Origin of the sequence: Shewanella subflava (genome assembly GCF_025971955.1) — a bacterium.
Taxonomy (GTDB): Bacteria; Pseudomonadota; Gammaproteobacteria; order Enterobacterales; family Shewanellaceae; genus Shewanella; species Shewanella subflava.
In genome coordinates this window covers 226314-243315 of record NZ_JAPDMX010000002.1, presented here as the reverse complement: position 1 = coordinate 243315, position 17002 = coordinate 226314, and the positions used below count along the sequence as shown (strand labels likewise).

The 17002-nt window shown below is 40.5% G+C and carries 11 protein-coding genes; 3 read left to right on the top strand and 8 right to left on the bottom strand.

Going from position 1 to position 17002, the window contains the following annotated elements; all coding sequences use genetic code 11:
* Window positions 1–13: 13 nt before the first annotated feature.
* From OHT75_RS01580 to OHT75_RS01555, 6 genes are read right to left on the bottom strand one after another with little or no spacing between them, the layout of a single operon-like run.
* A complete protein-coding gene (locus OHT75_RS01580; protein ID WP_264724625.1) occupies window positions 14–1630 on the bottom strand; it encodes a BatD family protein in 1617 nt (538 codons plus the stop codon).
* Window positions 1624–3690, bottom strand: a complete 2067-nt coding sequence (locus OHT75_RS01575; RefSeq protein ID WP_264724624.1) for a VWA domain-containing protein — start codon at window positions 3688–3690, stop codon at window positions 1624–1626. The genes OHT75_RS01580 and OHT75_RS01575 overlap by 7 nt, the downstream gene beginning before the upstream one ends.
* Window positions 3687–4691: a vWA domain-containing protein gene (locus OHT75_RS01570; protein ID WP_264724623.1), complete on the bottom strand. Its 1005-nt coding sequence runs from the start codon at window positions 4689–4691 to the stop codon at window positions 3687–3689. Before OHT75_RS01570 ends, OHT75_RS01575 begins: the two co-directional genes overlap by 4 nt.
* Window positions 4685–5266, bottom strand: coding sequence for a DUF4381 domain-containing protein (locus OHT75_RS01565; protein ID WP_264724621.1), 582 nt, complete (start codon window positions 5264–5266; stop codon window positions 4685–4687). The genes OHT75_RS01570 and OHT75_RS01565 overlap by 7 nt, the downstream gene beginning before the upstream one ends.
* Entirely contained in the window at window positions 5267–6202 is a 936-nt protein-coding gene (locus tag OHT75_RS01560; protein WP_264724620.1) for a DUF58 domain-containing protein, read from the bottom strand.
* Window positions 6203–6205: 3 nt separating this feature from the next.
* The gene (locus OHT75_RS01555) at window positions 6206–7162 is read right to left on the bottom strand and encodes an AAA family ATPase (protein ID WP_264724619.1); all 957 of its coding nucleotides are present in this window, start codon (window positions 7160–7162) and stop codon (window positions 6206–6208) included.
* Window positions 7163–7705: 543 nt separating this feature from the next.
* Here OHT75_RS01555 and fadI point away from each other — a divergent pair.
* From fadI to OHT75_RS01540, 3 genes are all read left to right on the top strand, one after another.
* Entirely contained in the window at window positions 7706–9016 is a 1311-nt protein-coding gene (gene fadI, locus OHT75_RS01550; protein ID WP_264724618.1) for an acetyl-CoA C-acyltransferase FadI, read from the top strand.
* A 5-nt stretch (window positions 9017–9021) separates the two neighbouring features.
* The gene (fadJ, locus tag OHT75_RS01545; protein ID WP_264724617.1) at window positions 9022–11148 is read left to right on the top strand and encodes a fatty acid oxidation complex subunit alpha FadJ; all 2127 of its coding nucleotides are present in this window, start codon (window positions 9022–9024) and stop codon (window positions 11146–11148) included.
* A gap of 347 nt (window positions 11149–11495) precedes the next feature.
* A complete protein-coding gene (locus OHT75_RS01540; protein WP_406681942.1) occupies window positions 11496–11675 on the top strand; it encodes a hypothetical protein in 180 nt (59 codons plus the stop codon).
* A 299-nt stretch (window positions 11676–11974) separates the two neighbouring features.
* Here OHT75_RS01540 and OHT75_RS01535 read toward each other — a convergent pair whose 3' ends face one another.
* Both OHT75_RS01535 and OHT75_RS01530 read right to left on the bottom strand, forming a co-directional pair.
* Window positions 11975–12463 carry a hypothetical protein gene (locus tag OHT75_RS01535; protein WP_264724614.1) on the bottom strand — a complete coding sequence of 163 codons (489 nt, stop codon included), beginning with the start codon at window positions 12461–12463 and terminating at the stop codon, window positions 11975–11977.
* Window positions 12464–12557: 94 nt separating this feature from the next.
* A complete protein-coding gene (locus OHT75_RS01530; protein WP_264724613.1) occupies window positions 12558–16880 on the bottom strand; it encodes an EAL domain-containing protein in 4323 nt (1440 codons plus the stop codon).
* Window positions 16881–17002 lie beyond the last annotated feature (122 nt).

The following is a 17002-nucleotide window of genomic DNA, read 5'->3' as shown; positions in this document are numbered from 1 at the left end:
GACAACTAATAGGCTAGGGGTTAAGCGGGGTAATAACGGAGTGGGAAGGTGTATTATTGCTAGGATGGTACGACTTTACCGCACTCATTAACTGCTGCTTGTTGATCGCACTGGTGTGTTGGCTATACCGACCTTGTTGTAAATCGGCTACCGCTTGGCCAAGTGGCTCCGATAACTGGCTGATCTCAGCTAATGTGACTTGACGGTTTAATAATGCTGAAAAGTATTTTTGTAATGCACTAATGACATCGCTGACATGATTACGATCGCATGCCTCGGTAATTGTTGCTAGGCTGACGACATCTGCAACAGGGCGCTGAGTGGTTTGTGTCGTCACAAGACGCTGTTGTGAGACAGTTTTACGCCATAATATCAGTGTGATTAACCACAATATCGCAAACAATCCTGTTAACCATGGCCACAAACTCGCATACGGATACGAGGGTTGTTGTGGTGTAATCGTTAATGCATTATCAGCCATTTGACCGGCGATAACCGTAATTGTTTTTGCGGGTAAAATGGCATATTCCTGTTGCTTTAACTGAGTATTCCACCAAGGTACTTTTAATTCAGGCAGTGTGTAGGTGCCAGGCTTTGTTGGCACAATCGCAGCAGTTAAACTGTATTGTGATATGACTTGGCCATCACGAATACCCGTTTGACGAAGTGGCTTTTCAGGATAAACTCTTAGGCCTTCTGTGGTAGGCATTGCCAATTCTGGCAGACTATTTTCATCCACATTCATGGCAATTAAACTAATGGTTCGGGTAATCGGACTGCCCGCTTCAAAAGTGGTTTGAGTATCTGGCCACACTTCACGTAATGACACTAAATCACTGACTAGCCATTCCCCTTGGTAACTTGGAGGGTAACTATTGATTTGGATCACTTTACGCTCGGCTTCGGTTTGCATTGGAATACTTTCATTAAAGCCAAACATGCCGCCGCGACGTTGCGATTCAACCAACACATCGCCTGAAAAAGTCGCACCATCGATGATGATCTCACCCGGTAACCCCGCAACGATCCCGTAATTACGTTCGATCACTCTAAAACGACGGCCATTAACAATTTCAGTGCTGTCGGTGTCTTCACCAATTTGTTTTATTTGTGCGCCTTTCACCACTGGCGCACTAAGGACACCGCGTTGCAGTTCAACGGCTAGATATAATTTCACTTTATAGTTAATCAATTGCCCAACATAAGCTTCGTCAACGTTTGTGCTTGCTTCAATGAAGAGATTCTGCATTTGTTGAGGTTGGCTGCCCGCAGGAGCAACTTGCAGTGCAATGGGAGATGAACTCACGCCTTCAATGTTAAATGCCGGAATAGTAATATTGCCCGACGATTTTGCAGCGATTAATACCTGCCAACGGGTTTCTTTAGTGGTATTGAAATTAATCATTTGGGTACTTCTACCCACACTGGTTCTGCCTACTATGAAGTTTTCTAATAATGCTGATGTGTCTAATGCACCGGCATTAAGATCATCATCGGCAGTGACATTCAATACAAAGTATTCACCTTCAATAACGGGGTTTTTCTCAATACTGGCTTCTACCTGACTCAGTGCCATGACAGAAGGGGCAATAATAAGCAGCACCAGGCTTAATAAAATTCGAATTACCACTGCTCTGTTTCCTTTACCTGTTGATTTTGTTGACGGCGTTTTTGATATTCCAACTGCATTTTATTGCGTATTAATACTTGTGGATCTTCACTTATTGCACGTAATGCGCGTTCCATATTTTCTGGTAATGGCTCCTGACCTAATGTAGTCGGACTGATTGCCTGCTCAATTGGCTTAGCGTCTTTGTCACTGCTGTCATCGGATGCTTCAACAGCTTGCGATACTTCATTTTGCTGCTTTTCGCCTTCGGTATCCGCTTGCTGTTGCGATTCTGTATTCGCTTGCATGCTGGCTTCATTTTCTGGAGATTGTTCATCTAAACCTGTTGACTCATTTGAAGCAGAGGCTTCAGATTGCTCGTCATCTGATTGTTGCTTAGATTGCTCATCCGATTCATTTTTCGATGATCGTTGATCATTTGTGGATTGGTTATTGGCCTCAGTACCTTGCTCTTGTTCATCTGTTTTAGGATCTTGACTTTGATCAGCGTTATCAGGTGATTGTGCATTCTGTGGCTGGTTTTGTGGTTGCTCATCCTTGCCTTGCTGACCATTGGGATCTGTATTTGAACCTGATTGTTGCTGATCCTGTTGCTGACCTTGTTGCTCTTCACTGTTTTGCTCATTACTTTGCGGCTCGCCTTGTTGACCATTTTGTTGATCATTTTGCGACTGTTGCTTGAGTAACTCTTCCGCTAGAGCAAGGTTTTCTTGCGCTTCAGTAAAGTCAGGTTGTAACGATAAGGCATTTTGATATCGCTTGATCGCTTCAGGTAAATTAGAAAGTTGCATCAGACTATTCGCTTGATTGTATAATCCTTGTGCAGAGTTATCTTGTTCAAACCCTTCGAGGGCTTTTTGATAATCTTTGGCTTTATAATGGGCAGATGCTTGCCAGTTTGAAGCACTAAATTTTTTAGCGGCCTGTTGGTAATCACCTTGCTCAAAAGCTTGCTGAGCCTGTTGATCTTTGGTCAACCACAAATCGTCCCACACGCTTGCGTCAACACGAGGGCTGTAAGTACTGCCCAGGGTGAGTAGCCCTATCAAGCCGGCCAAAGGTAACCATGCAGTAGGCAGCACAATGTTGGGTAATACCCCATATTTAAAACTAAATAGCATAGGTAAAATCAGTAGCAAGGCGATGTAAGGCCCCAAATCTTGCCATGACTCCCCCTCAAGTTCGGTGGCTTTGGCTTGACCGTCTTCTGCTAGCCACTGGGTTAATTGCTTTACATCGCTGCCATCTGCCTGAGTGGGGATCACTATTCCCGCTCCACGTTTGGCAAGCTTTTGCAATAAATGAATATCTGTTTTGGCGACAACCACTTCATTGCTGCTATCGCGCATCAATTGACCGTCGGCTAACTGAATTGGGGCACCGTTTTGGCTCCCAAACGCTAAAATGGATAAGCGATAGCGGCTGTTTTTGAGTTGGCCAAATACTTGATTGAATTGATCATCTGACACACCATCTGTCATTAAAATAATGTCGCCAGTGATGTGTCCCCCTTGGGCTAATAACTGTTCAGCAAGGGTGATTGCCGCAGCTAAGTTAGAACCTCTTGACGGCATAATGTCTGGACTTAATGTCGGCAGTAGGTTTAATAATGTGGCGTTATCTCGGGTGAGTGGGCTGATAGTGAAGGCGTCACCTGCGTATGCGATAAGACCTGTTTCACCTTCTTTAATTTCAGCTAATAAGTCGGTGGCGCGAAAGCGCGCATGTGATAAACGGTTGGGGCTTAGGTCGGTGGCGTACATGGAGTAAGACATGTCCATCACTAACACTCGTCCTTGCTCAGTGGCAAAAACCGGTAGGTTTTGCTTGGTTATCGCAGGGCCTGATAATGCCAATACTGCAATGATCCAGCAAAAGGCGAGTATCCATTGAGGCTTACGACCTTGCTCTACACTGTCACTTATCAACATTGGGCTCAGATGTGGCGCGATATATTGTTTCCAGGCCGATTGTTGTTGATGGCGACGCCAAAACAAGGCACTTAATAAAATGAGTGGTATTAAACCAAATAACCATTCTGGGCGGATAAAATGGATCATTGTGTTTTAACTCCACGTTTGAATGAAGGTAACACCATTCCAGCTTGAAAATGTTGTCGACAACTGATTAGCATGCTCAATAGTAAAGACATCAATAAAGGCCAATAAAACAATTCTTTTTTAGGACGATAGCTTAATTGGTCGCGGGTTACAGGTTCTAATTGATCTATGGTCTGATAAATCCGCTCAAGGTCTTCACTGCTGCGAGCGCGAAAATATTGACCATTGGTCATATCAGCTAATTTTTGTAATTGTGTTTCATCTAAATCCATCGATGGATTAATGCGCTCTTTACCAAAAATGGTACGACGTTCGAGTAGCTCGGCTCCTACGCCCACGGTGTAAATCGTAATATTGCGCTTTGCAGCAATTTCTGCGGCGGTTTCGGGTTCTATACTGCCAGCATTATTAGAGCCATCAGTAAGTAACACTAACACTCGGTTACTTTCTTCAACCATATCAAAGCGCTTTACTGCTAGTGCAATGGCTTCACCTATAGCTGTTTGTTTACCGACTAAGCCGATTTGCGCATCGGTTAAAAACTTGGCCACAGACCGTCTATCTTGGGTTAACGGCGCTTGTAAATAGGCATGGTCGGCAAATAAAATTAATCCGAGTCGATCGCCATTTCGCCGTTCAATAAAATCAGCTAAGACATGTTGAATGAGTGTAAATCTATCAACGGTTCTGCCTTCAATCACCATGTCTTCAATTTGCATACTGCCGGATAAGTCTACCGCCATCATTAAGTCACGCCCTTTAGAGGGGAGTTCAATAGGTTCGCCAAGCCATTGCGGCCTAGCTACGGCTAATAATAACAACAGCCACATCAGCCAATATAATTTACGGGAGTGCTTGACGTTTTGTCTGCTTTGATTTTTGATGGCATGGCTGACACCAGGAAGCTGCAGATGCCCCCCCTGAGCGACATTTTTAGCTTGTCTAAAAAAGAGCGGTAACGGCAGTAATAACAATACTAAAGGCCAAGTGAAACTTAACATTGCACCTCCGGCATCGTTTGTTTGTCTGTTGTGGAAATAGGCACTTGCTCAAAAGGGGATGAGTTTGCCAGCCAGAGCACTGCCAATGTAAGCAACTGTTGATTATCTTCGCGGGTAAGGCCATTTTGTTGATGGCGTTTAAAAAGTAATGGGCCTATCATCCCCTGATGATGAGTAGGCAGTCTTTTATCTAACCAATCAAACCACGGTTGGCCATTTAAATGCGCTAATGATTGCCTTGGTAAATATGTCATTGCAGTGCGTTTTAATAAACTATTCACTTCTGATGCAAATGTATTGGCATTGCTGTCCATGGCGTTAAGCATGGCTAATGCCATTCTGCGCGGTGCATGATAGCGGTACTTTTTAAGTCCTTTTTTCAATATCCAGCTGAGTATTGCCACAATCAGTAGCAATACCATCCAGTAGCCCGGCGCGATTGGTAATGATGACACAGTTTCTGGTAATGCAATGTCATGCATTTGAGCTAAAGGCGAGGCAGCCTGATTAACTTCTGGGAGCGGCACACTTGAGGTTGCAGATGCCATCAATGAGTTAAATAAAAGAGGTAACATTTAGCGTAATAATTCCAATTGATCACACAGAGGCTTACCCGCATCAATAAATTTGGGCTGTACATTAAGTTGCTTCATTAATCGGGTAAATTCATTTTGCGACGCTTGTTGCTCATCCAGCCATTTTTGATAACTCTCACGGGTTAATGTCAGCTGTTGTTTGCCATCTCTTACCGGAAAAGTAAATTGCTTAGGCAAAGCTAAGGTGCCTTGTTTCAGTGGATCTGTGATCACAAAAGCGCCAATATCGCAATGACGTTTAAGTTGGGTTAAGGGCGCTAAACAGCGCGGATTGAAATGATGGCCATCGGTAATGATCCATACCAATGAACCAGGTTTGGCAATACGTTGAAGTCGCTGGCAGGCTTTGAAAATATGGTCTGGATCTTGAGGGAGATTATCAAATTGATTCAGTTGTTTTTGATGAACATCAATCAGCCCTGAAGATAATTGCAACATACCTTGTCTACGACTGCGGGGTTTTAATTCTAAGTGATTAGTTTCACTAGCAATTAATGCCCCGATTTTATCGCCATGTTGCACGGCGCTCCAAGCAAGAGTCGCACAAACATGTGCCGCTTGCACTGCTTGTAATAATAGTTGCGAGCCAAAATACAAACTATGGCTTAAATCCACTAATAGCAGAATAGGGCGTTCACGTTCTTCGATAAACAATTTGGTGTGGGCAACACCTGTTCTTGCTGTTACTCGCCAATCAATAGAACGCACATCATCACCATTTTGATAATGACGTACTTCAGCAAACTCCATACCTCGGCCTTTAACTAAGCTCGCCCTGTGACCGGACATCGATGCCTTTGCTCGCGTTTTTCTATCGGCAATAACATGAGACAAGCTTTGGCAGGCAATTAACTCCTGCTCATTCAAGTTCATGCCATCGCTAAATAATGGCAGTGATAATGCTGCTAAGCTCATGGGTTAAGGTACTGCGACTTGAGACAAAATACTGTTAATAACCCGATCAGCAGTCACGCCTTCAGCCTGTGCCTGATAGCTAAGTAACAAGCGATGACGCAGCACATTTGGTGCAACAGCTTGAATATCTTCTGGAGACACAAAATCACGACCTTGTAGCCAAGCTCTTGCACGGGCGCATCGTTCCAACGAAATAGTGGCGCGTGGGCTGACGCCATATTCTAACCATTTGGCTAATTCTGGACTGTAACGCTCGGGTTGACGCGTAGCCATCACGATTTCAACGATATATTGCTCAAGCGGCTCTGCAAGATAAATTTCTAATGCTTCATCGCGTGCAGCAAACACATCTGATTGCGCAACAGGTTCAATACTGGGCAGTTGATGGCTAATCGCTTCCTTGCGTGACTGGCGTAAAATAAGGCATTCTGTTTCAGCACTTGGATAATCAAGATTCAGGTGCATTAAGAAACGGTCTAATTGTGCCTCAGGTAACGGGTACGTTCCTTCGTTTTCTAATGGGTTTTGTGTGGCCATAACTAAAAACAGTTTCGGCAGCGGGTAACTGGTTTTACCTACTGTGACCTGTCCTTCTGCCATGGCTTCTAATAATGCTGACTGCACTTTAGCCGGAGCCCGGTTAATCTCATCCGCAAGAATTAAATTATGGAATATTGGCCCTGCTTCAAATTCAAACGTTCCTGTTTGCTGGCGATAAATATCGGTGCCGGTTAAATCAGCTGGCAGTAAGTCAGGGGTAAATTGAATGCGATGAAACTCACCTTCAACGCCATCGCATAAGGCTTTTACTGCCCGGGTTTTTGCTAAACCTGGTGGTCCTTCAACGAGTAAGTGACCATCAGCGACCAATGCAATTAATAGATTTTCAGTCAATACGGGTTGGCCTAAAATGACGCTGTCGAGATAAGTTCTTAAAGAATGAAATCGGCTTAAAGGCATACAGTTACTCAATAATTTGCTAATAACATAAACACAATGATGCTTATGTTATGAATTCTCTATGGATTTGGCTAGTAGGATTAACAGATTTTAACCCTCAATGAAACTATTAACTTTTTTATAGATACGTTAGTAGATTCGGCCATGCTAGTTTATGAGCTTATTTGTGCAGTTTTTTCACATCACACAGACATTATTGGCCGTTATGGATTTATTTATAAGCTTGTCGTAAGGGGCATAATCAGATGAATTAACAACTTTGGATTCATTTACGGTTATCTCTTTTTTCAATCGTATTTGCATGTTCATTATTTAATCATTTTAGAAAATGCGCTTAAACTGCCTGTTTGATAGTTACTTTTACTCAGTGGCTTAAGCACTGGATGGGCACATTTAAAGATATATCTAAACAGGTGTTTAAAACCTGCAAATAAAAAGTTAGAATCAGATCACATTTTGATGGTCTGACCACTGTTTAGGCAGAAACGGATATTTACAACTTGAGCTTGTATCGCCAGGTTAACGATAAGAAGAGGGTGAAAAATGAGTGATAGACAACAAGTAACAAATGCCCGCGGTGAGCGTATAGCTATCGTCGCAGGTTTAAGAACGCCTTTTGCAAAGCAGGCTACAGCATTCCATGGCGTATCAGCGCTAGATATGGGCAAAATGGTGGTGAATGAGTTGTTGTCTCGCTCAGAATTAGACCCTAAAACCATCGAACAATTAGTCTATGGCCAGGTTGTTCAGATGCCCGCTGCACCAAACATTGCCCGTGAAATTGTCTTAGGGACGGGGATGGATGTCTCTACCGATGCCTACAGTGTGACGCGCGCTTGTGCGACATCTTTTCAATCGGCGGTTAACGTTGCTGAATCAATCATGACAGGCAATGTTGAAATTGGTATTGCTGGTGGTGCTGACTCTTCATCAGTGTTACCTATTGGCGTATCTAAAAAGCTAGCACATGCATTAGTTGATTTAAATAAAGCACGAACATTCCAGCAAAAATTTGCGATTATGCGTCGTTTAGGTTTAAAAGATCTCATGCCCGTTCCCCCTGCGGTTGCTGAGTATTCAACAGGTTTGTCAATGGGACAAACCGCAGAGCAAATGGCTAAAACCTACGGTATTAGCCGTGCCGATCAGGATGCATTAGCGCATCGTTCACATACGCTTGCGACCCAAACCTGGAATTCAGGGGTGTTACAGCAAGAAGTGATGGCGGCACACATTCCGCCCTATAAACAGTTTATCGACCGTGATAACAACATTCGTGAGAATTCAGTGCTTGAATCTTATGCAAAACTGCGTCCAGCGTTTGATCGCAAGCATGGCTCGGTAACGGCAGCAAACAGTACACCGTTAACCGATGGCGCATCTGCCATCATTTTAATGAGTGAAGGTCGTGCGAAAGCATTAGGTTATCAGCCTATTGGTTACATTAAGAGTTACGCCTTTACTGCCATTGACGTATGGCAAGACATGCTTATGGGACCATCTTATGCGACACCATTAGCATTGAAGCGCGCAGGTATGGAATTAGAAGATCTTACTTTAGTTGAAATGCATGAAGCATTTGCAGCACAAACCTTAGCTAACATGCAGATGTTTGGTTCGAAAAAATTTGCTGAAGAAAAGCTAGGCCGAAATCGTGCAATTGGTGAAATCGACATGAGTAAGTTTAACGTTTTAGGTGGGTCATTAGCCTATGGTCATCCTTTTGCTGCTACAGGTACGCGTTTAATTACTCAAGTTTGTCAAGAGCTTAAACGTCGTGGCGGTGGTACTGGTTTAGCAACAGCTTGTGCCGCAGGTGGTTTAGGTGCAGCAATGATCGTGGAAGTGGAGTAATAACAATGGAAAAGACTTTTAACTTACAACGCCGCGAAGACGGTATTGCTATCCTAACTATGGATGTTCCTGGTGAAACCATGAACACCTTAAAGCCTGAATTTGGCCCTGAAGTATCGCAAATCATCGCTGAAGTAAAAAGCGACTCTAGCATTAAAGGTTTAGTGGTTGTTTCAGGTAAAAAAGACTCATTTGTTGCAGGTGCTGATATCAGTATGTTAGCGGCTTGTACCAGCGAACAACATGCTAAAGAGTTATCACAACAAGGTCATGTGGTATTTAACGCGCTTGAAAACATGAATATTCCTGTGGTTGCCGCGATAAATGGTGCTTGCTTAGGGGGCGGGTTAGAGTTTGCTTTAGCGTGTCATTTACGGGTATGCAGCGATGATAACAAAACGGTACTCGGTGTACCGGAGGTGCAATTAGGTTTGTTACCCGGTGGCGGTGGAACCCAGCGCTTACCACGCTTAGTGGGAGTCGCAACGGCCCTAGATTTAATGTTAACCGGTAAGCAAGTGCGTCCCAAACAAGCATTAAAAATGGGCTTAGTGAATGATGTTGTTCCTAATTCAATTTTGCTTACTACCGCAATTGAGCTGGCTAAAAAAGGGAAAAGTGCAGCCAAGCCGGTTAAACAGTCAAAGTTGAATCAATTTCTAGAGTCAACCTCATTTACCCGTGACATCATGTTTGATCAGGCGCGTAAACAAGTCGAAAAGAAAACGGCGGGCAATTATCCTGCCCCAGCTAAAATTATTGACTGTGTTCGCCAGGGCTTAAATAAAGGTATGGCCAAAGGTTTAGAGGTTGAAGCGACTCATTTTGGCAACCTTGTCATGTCTAAAGAATCTGCCGCTTTGCGTAGTATTTTCTTTGCTACGACCGAAATGAAAAAAGAAACCGGTGCAGTAGGTGCTGAGCCTCGTAAAGTGAAAAAAGCCATGGTGTTAGGCGGTGGTTTAATGGGGGGCGGTATCGCTTCGGTAACGACAACGAAAGCTAAAATTCCGGTTCGAGTTAAAGACATATCAGAGCAAGGGTTGAGTAATGCGCTAGCTTATGCTTATAAACTATTAGATAAAGGTGTGAAACGCCGTCACATGACTCCGGCGGTTCGTGACAATATTATGTCTTTGATGACCACCACTACCGATTATAAGGGCATTAAAGATGCTGATATCGTCGTAGAGGCAGTATTTGAAGATTTAGCTTTGAAGCACCAAATGGTGAAAGATGTTGAGCGTGAATGCGGTGAACACACTATCTTTGCATCTAATACCTCTTCATTGCCGATTGGCCAAATTGCACAAGCTGCAGCGCGTCCTGAAAATGTCATTGGTTTGCACTATTTCTCCCCAGTAGAAAAAATGCCGTTAGTTGAAGTGATTGCCCATAAAACCACCTCGGCAGAAACGATTGCAACTACGGTAGCTTTTGCGCGTAAGCAGGGTAAAACACCGATTGTTGTTCAAGATGGCGCAGGATTTTATGTTAATCGTATTCTTGCTTTGTATATGAATGAAGCGGCGCAACTACTGCTTGAAGGGCAGCGTGTTGAGCACCTTGATAATGCCTTAGTCAAGTTTGGTTTCCCCGTTGGACCGATGACTTTACTTGATGAAGTGGGTATCGATGTTGGAGCAAAAATTTCACCCATTTTAGAAAAAGAACTTGGCGATCGTTTTTCTGCTCCAGCAGCTTTTGATAAATTACTTGCCGATGATCGTAAAGGTCGTAAAAACGGTAAAGGTTTTTATCAATATGGCCCGAAAGCCAAAAAAGCTAAGTTGGTTGATGAATCCGTATATGGCGTGTTAGGGATCAAAGCTGCTTCAGATAAAGAAGCAAAAGAGATTGCTGAGCGTTGTACTATTCAAATGCTGAATGAAGCGGTGCGTTGTTTAGAAGAGGGGATTATTGCTAATCCTAGAGATGGTGATATTGGTGCTATTTTTGGTATTGGCTTTCCTCCATTCCTTGGTGGCCCGTTCAGATACATCGATAGCCTAGGTGCTAAAAACTTAGTCGATACATTAACGCGTTATCAAAAATTATATGGTGACCGTTTTACGCCTTGTGAAATGCTTAAAAGCATGGCAACAGAAGGCAACAGCTTTCATTCGAACTAGTTAATTGGGTTGAGTTAACCTGAATAGATTAAAAAAACGGCAATAACTTGCCGTTTTTTATTGCCTCATCGGAATACTTTTGCCTTATTTTTAACCAAAAAGCATTGTCTTTAGGGTATAATGTGGGCTGTTTTTAGCTGTTTAGTATTAAGTGGCTGTTCAACTGTGCAAAATGATTGGCTCAATAGCTTGTTTCATAATGTATTGTGGTTCAATTGTCATTATTTTTAGCGCTGAAATGGATTGCCCCATGGCATGTTCAGTAATTGTCATCATGGAATGTAGTTAGCTGAGTGTAAAAAGAGGTTTCAGTGATATTTCAATTAGAGTGGTTATTATTACCATTAGTGCTGTTGGTGAGTGGGTTGTTTTTAGGTTTCTCAGCTTATTATGCTGGACTAGCCGTTAAACGTTGGGCTTTTATTGGTGCGGTTTTAGGGCCTATAGCTTATCCGCTATTTACCACACATAAACATCTAGCCCATCGTAAAGTAGAGGGTGTTGATTCACATAGATTAAGTATGTGAGCTGTCTTGAAGCCAAAAAAGTGACTAAGATTTTTAAAAGCAATATATCAAGGCGCTTTTTTATAAACGTGATTAGTCAGATATTGATCAGTACTAGTTAGTGGTTTAAAAGTCATTGATTTACATAAACAAAAAGGAGCAATTAGCTCCTTTTTTGTTTGATTGGTGTTATTACTTCCACCAAGCTTTAGCTTGAATCACTTCTAAATGCTCTAATCCCGCAGGTAATTTGACTTTTTTACGTGCTGGTTTGGCTAAACCCAATGCAATTTTTAATGAAGTAAACATAGTCTAACTCCTTAAGCTACTTGCGTGTTTAGGACTTTAACGGCAGGGATGCCAGCAGTTTGTGTTTCTAGTACTTTAACGGCAGGGATACCAGCAGTTTGTGTTTCTAGGACTTTAACGGCAGGGATGCCAGCAGTTTGTGTTTCTAGTACCTTAACGGCAGGGATGCCAGCAGTTTGTGTTTCTAGGACTTTAACGGCAGGGATGCCAGCAGTTTGTGTTTCTAGGACTTTAACGGCAGGGATACCAGCAGTTTGTGTTTCTAGGACTTTAACGGCAGGGATGCCAGCAGTTTGTGTTTCTAGTACCTTAACGGCAGGGATGCCAGCAGTTTGTGTTTCTAGGACTTTAACGGCAGGGATGCCAGCAGTTTGTGTTTCTAGGACTTTAACAGCAGGGATGCCAGCAGTTTGTGTTTCAATTTGAGTATCAATGTCGTCAGCAAAAACTACAGATGAAAACGCAGACAGTATCGAAAGTGCAATTATTCCTTTAATCATTTTTTATCTCTCTTGGCTCAGGGTTATTATTAAATTGTTATTTTTGACAACTAACAATCAATAAGCATTTCCTGTGCCAATGTTGATAAATGGTTTAGTTTTTGTTTGATTTATGTGTCTTTAGTTTGCTTCTCTTATCTGTATCTGTCGCTAAAAGTTGTTCGAAATCATCTTCAGGTACTGGCTTGCTGAATATATACCCCTGAATTTCCTCACAATTCAATGCTTTTAAAATATTAAGCTGAGCGTTTTCTTCTACACCTTCACCCACAACAGTTAATCCCATATTGTGTGCAATTGTGATAATGGAATCGACCATTTTTAAATCACGATCAGATTTATCAATATCATCAACAAATGATTTGTCAATTTTTAAGCAATTGATTGGGAAGCGTTTAAGATAAGATAATGATGAATAACCCGTACCAAAGTCATCTAGAGCAAGACTAACGCCCATTTTGGCTAGCTGTTGCATAACTTTGATGGCCTTTTCAGGGTTTTTAATAACAGTGCCCTCAGTAATCTCTAACTCTAAATGTTTGGCTGGTAACTTAGTGAGCCGTAAAATTGACTCTATTCTTTGTTGTAAATCAGTCAGTGCAAATTGACGTGACGATAAATTGACGGCCACTCTTCCATTAAACAAACCTTGCTCTAACCACTTATTTGCTGCAAAACAGGCTTTACGCAGTACAACGTCACCAATTTCGACAATTAAGCCATTTTCTTCAGCAAGTGGGATAAAATCATTTGGCGGAATGATCCCATGTTTTGGATGATTTAATCTCACTAATGCTTCCATCCCTGCTAAGCAGTCATTTTTGAGATCGACTTTAGGTTGGTAATACACCTCAAAATAATCTTCTTTTAGGGCTTCTCGAATTAAATTTTCGACTTCAAGTTGTCGTAATGCATTTTGATTCAGGGATTCAGAATAGAATTGATAACGATTACCGCCAGCCGATTTGGCGTGATACATCGCAATGTCGGCTTTTCGCAATAAGGCTTGTTCGTTTTGTTCATCTTCTGGATAAAGTACTACGCCAATACTGATCCCTAATACCAAATTTTCATCATTAAGCTCAAATGCTGGTTTAAGAGATTGGATTATATTTGATGCAATCATGGCACTTGAGCCAATATCTGGATTTTGATCAATAAGCAGTGCGAATTCATCACCGCCTAAGCGATATAAACTGGCATGATTTGGAATTGTCTTTTTAATGCGTTCTGCAACCGATATCAATAACTCATCACCGACTTGATGACCAAGGGAGTCATTAATGCGCTTAAAGTTGTCAAGATCTAATACCATCAAAGTGTGATGGATATCTTTTTTGACCAAATTACTTAAGGTAACTTGCAAGCTCGAACGGTTGGGTAAACCTGTCAATAAGTCATTATTGGTTAATTTACGTAACTCTTCTTCATGTTGCTTACGTCTGGTTATATCAGAAAACACGCCCACATAGTGGCTTGTTTCGCCTTGCTCGTTGTAAATAGCATCAATCGTTAATTCCATTAAAAAGAAATTGTTATCGCCTTTTTTTGCTTCAATTTCACCGCTCCAGCGTCCTTGCTGACGTAAAGCCGTTCTAATTTGCTCGGAATATGATTCAGGATAACGGGTAAATGCTAGCTTTTGTTGCATAAAGTTATCGCGACTGCAGGATGCAATTTCACAGCAGGCCTCATTAACTTCTACAAAAACATATTCTTGATTTAAAATGAACATGCCTTCAGAGATATTTTCAATCGCGCGAGCAAAGAGTTTAAGTTGCTCTTCGACTTGTTTGATGTTGTTAATATCTTTTATTGTGCCAGTCATACGCACGGGGTAATCTTTCTGATCGCGCTCTACAATTTTGGCCCTGTCTAGGATCCACATCCATTGATTATTTCTGCCTTTTACACGGTAGGCTATTTCAAAGTGATCTGTGATATTGCTGAAATGATCATTGAGTGCTTTTTGAACTCTGGGTTGATCTATGGGGTGGATATTACTCTCTTCACCGATTTTACCTGATCTGCGTCCATCTTGCGGAAAGTCTAACGTTCCCCAAATGTTTGAGCGAAAGATTTCACCTGTTTCAATATCCCAGTCCCACATTTCATCGCCGCTGCCCCAAAGGGATAGTTTAAGACGTTCCTCACTGAGAGCAATGTGTTGCTGAATTTCTCTACGGCGCAACATGGCCTTGGTTATTAACAATATTATTATAAGTGAGATGAAGCTATAAATTATTTTAGCTTTTATTGAAAGCCACCATGGGGGAGTAATTATTACAGAAAGGGAAGTAGGTTCTGACTTTTTACCGGTTAATTTATCAATAACAAAAACTTGGAAAGTATATTCACCATGCGGTAGGCTAGTATATGTAGCACTATTGTTTCCTTTGCTAGGAAGCCAATCTGTGTCGATACCTTTTAAATAATAATAAAAATTGAATCTCTCTGAGTTAAATCCTGTAACATTAAAAGATAGTGAAAATGGATAGTCAGAATTTTTAAGTTTTATACCTTTTTTGTATTTAAGTGGCTTGTCTAATATATATTCGCCAACATTTATTTTTTCGTTAAAAATAGAAATCTCTGAAATATCAACTTTTATGCCAGTATCGTTATTTAGCTTATTAATTAAATCTTTCGGTGATAATACAGTTAAGCCATCTAATCCACCAATTAGTACTGAAGAACCATATGTTACCATTGATTGGGTACTGTAGTCTTCTTGGGTGCCATTGTGTTCATTAATAGTATACGTTTTTTCTGTACTAGTATCTAGAAAATTTATTTCGGTGTTTGATGGGGCAATAATAATGTCATCTAAAAAATTAACAGAGTAAATTGTTTTATTTGTTCTCAATACCTCGGTTATTCTATTTGAACTCTTATTTAGTGCGTAAATCCCACTTCTTGTACCCAGAAAAATGTTATCTTTATTAATTAAAATGCTGAAAACAAAATCTGAATCAAAAATAATGTTTGTTTTTTTAGTGGTTTTGTTGTAACTGAGCAATCCTTTTTGTGATGCAATTAAAAGTCTTTCTGAATCCTCAATAAAATCATAAATTGGATGGTTTGTTTGAGTATCAAAAACACTTTCTAATGACCCATCAAAGTTGAATTTTAATATTTTCCCATCTATCGAAGATGCTGATATTCCATTGGAATGATTTGTGGATATTTTAATCAGGTTTTCGTTGGATACTTTATTTGTAATATTGGTTACAAGGTCATAAATATACAGTCCACTTGAAGAGCCAATGTACAAGTTGTTTTTTATGACAGAAATAGTTTTATGACCTTGTATTGTTGGTGTTTTTATTTTTGCTATTATTTTTAGATCTTTATTTAAAACACTTACCTCTCCAGAACCGTTTGCTATATATATTTTTTTTTCATCGTTCGTAATTGACCATACTTTTTTTATGTCTAATTTGAGTTTTTTCGCTAGATTGTTTTGGGTGCTTATTATCTTAAATCCATCAAGAAGATTTGATATGAATATCTTGCCATCACCTATGTTCGTTGTAAATTGTCCATTAGGTGACTGTGTAATTTCGAATGAGCCAATTTTTTCAGTTGTAAATTCATCATCTAAGTTAATTATTCTGAATATAGAATCTTTGGAAAAAGCTTGTATTGAATTTTCTTTGTTGTTAATTAACATGGTGTTTATTTCTTTAGGAAGTGTATCTTTAAACTCTCCATTAATGTAGATGCCGTCATGTTTTGATGAGATTATTTTATTATTTAATATTTCGAAATCAAAAACTTTAGTTTGTTTTAGTGTTATTTTTTGTTTATTTATTTGAATAATTTCATTGTCATAGTTTCTTATGATTATGGTATCATTTTTAACTCGTATCTTTTTTATTTCTTTAATTTTCTCATCATAATAGTGCTTTACTGGTTTGGTTAGTAAGCTATTGAAAATGTATAGGTTGTTGTCTGTGCCTATGTAATAGTATCCATCTTTATAGTATGTTGACCAAATAGCATCTTTCCATATGTTATGTATATTGTTAGATTGATAAAATATATCTTTATCTTTATTGTAAAAAACTAAACCTCTATCGGTGCCTACTATTAATTGGCCACTGTCATCAATTAATAAATTTCTGATAAACGAGCTTGGTAGTCCATTTTTTTCATCATTGAAAAAATACTGTTTGAATGATACGCCGTCAAACCGATTAATCCCATTAACAGTACCTATCCAAACATATCCTTCACTGTCTTCAACAATGCTGGTAACTGTGTTTTGAGATAATCCGTTGGCAACTGTATAGGATTCATAATTGAGGATAATATCTAGCTGTTCTTCATTGAAGTCAGAAAAAGACATGGCATGAGTGTAGGATGCTTGGAAAATAGTAATAATCAGCAGTAAAAAAGATAAAATTTTAGGCATAATTTATTTTTCTTGTTCTCGCGGATGCCAAGTAAAAGCAGTTAGTTGCCTACTTTTTCAGAATCTAGGGTGTTTGTCAAAATTCTGTTAACCAAAGTGGGTTGTATGTTGTTTTTATGTAC

What these genes read in the sequence shown, in the direction of transcription:
- OHT75_RS01575 (WP_264724624.1), bottom strand. Translation starts at nt 3,690, where the DNA reads ATGATCCATTTTATCCGCCCAGAATGGTTATTTGGTTTAATACCACTC.
- OHT75_RS01570 (WP_264724623.1), bottom strand. Translation starts at nt 4,691, where the DNA reads ATGTTAAGTTTCACTTGGCCTTTAGTATTGTTATTACTGCCGTTACCG.
- OHT75_RS01565 (WP_264724621.1), bottom strand. Translation starts at nt 5,266, where the DNA reads ATGTTACCTCTTTTATTTAACTCATTGATGGCATCTGCAACCTCAAGT.
- OHT75_RS01560 (WP_264724620.1), bottom strand. Translation starts at nt 6,202, where the DNA reads ATGAGCTTAGCAGCATTATCACTGCCATTATTTAGCGATGGCATGAAC.
- OHT75_RS01555 (WP_264724619.1), bottom strand. Translation starts at nt 7,162, where the DNA reads ATGCCTTTAAGCCGATTTCATTCTTTAAGAACTTATCTCGACAGCGTC.
- fadI (WP_264724618.1), top strand. Translation starts at nt 7,706, where the DNA reads ATGAGTGATAGACAACAAGTAACAAATGCCCGCGGTGAGCGTATAGCT.
- fadJ (WP_264724617.1), top strand. Translation starts at nt 9,022, where the DNA reads ATGGAAAAGACTTTTAACTTACAACGCCGCGAAGACGGTATTGCTATC.
- OHT75_RS01535 (WP_264724614.1), bottom strand. Translation starts at nt 12,463, where the DNA reads ATGATTAAAGGAATAATTGCACTTTCGATACTGTCTGCGTTTTCATCT.
- OHT75_RS01530 (WP_264724613.1), bottom strand. Translation starts at nt 16,880, where the DNA reads ATGCCTAAAATTTTATCTTTTTTACTGCTGATTATTACTATTTTCCAA.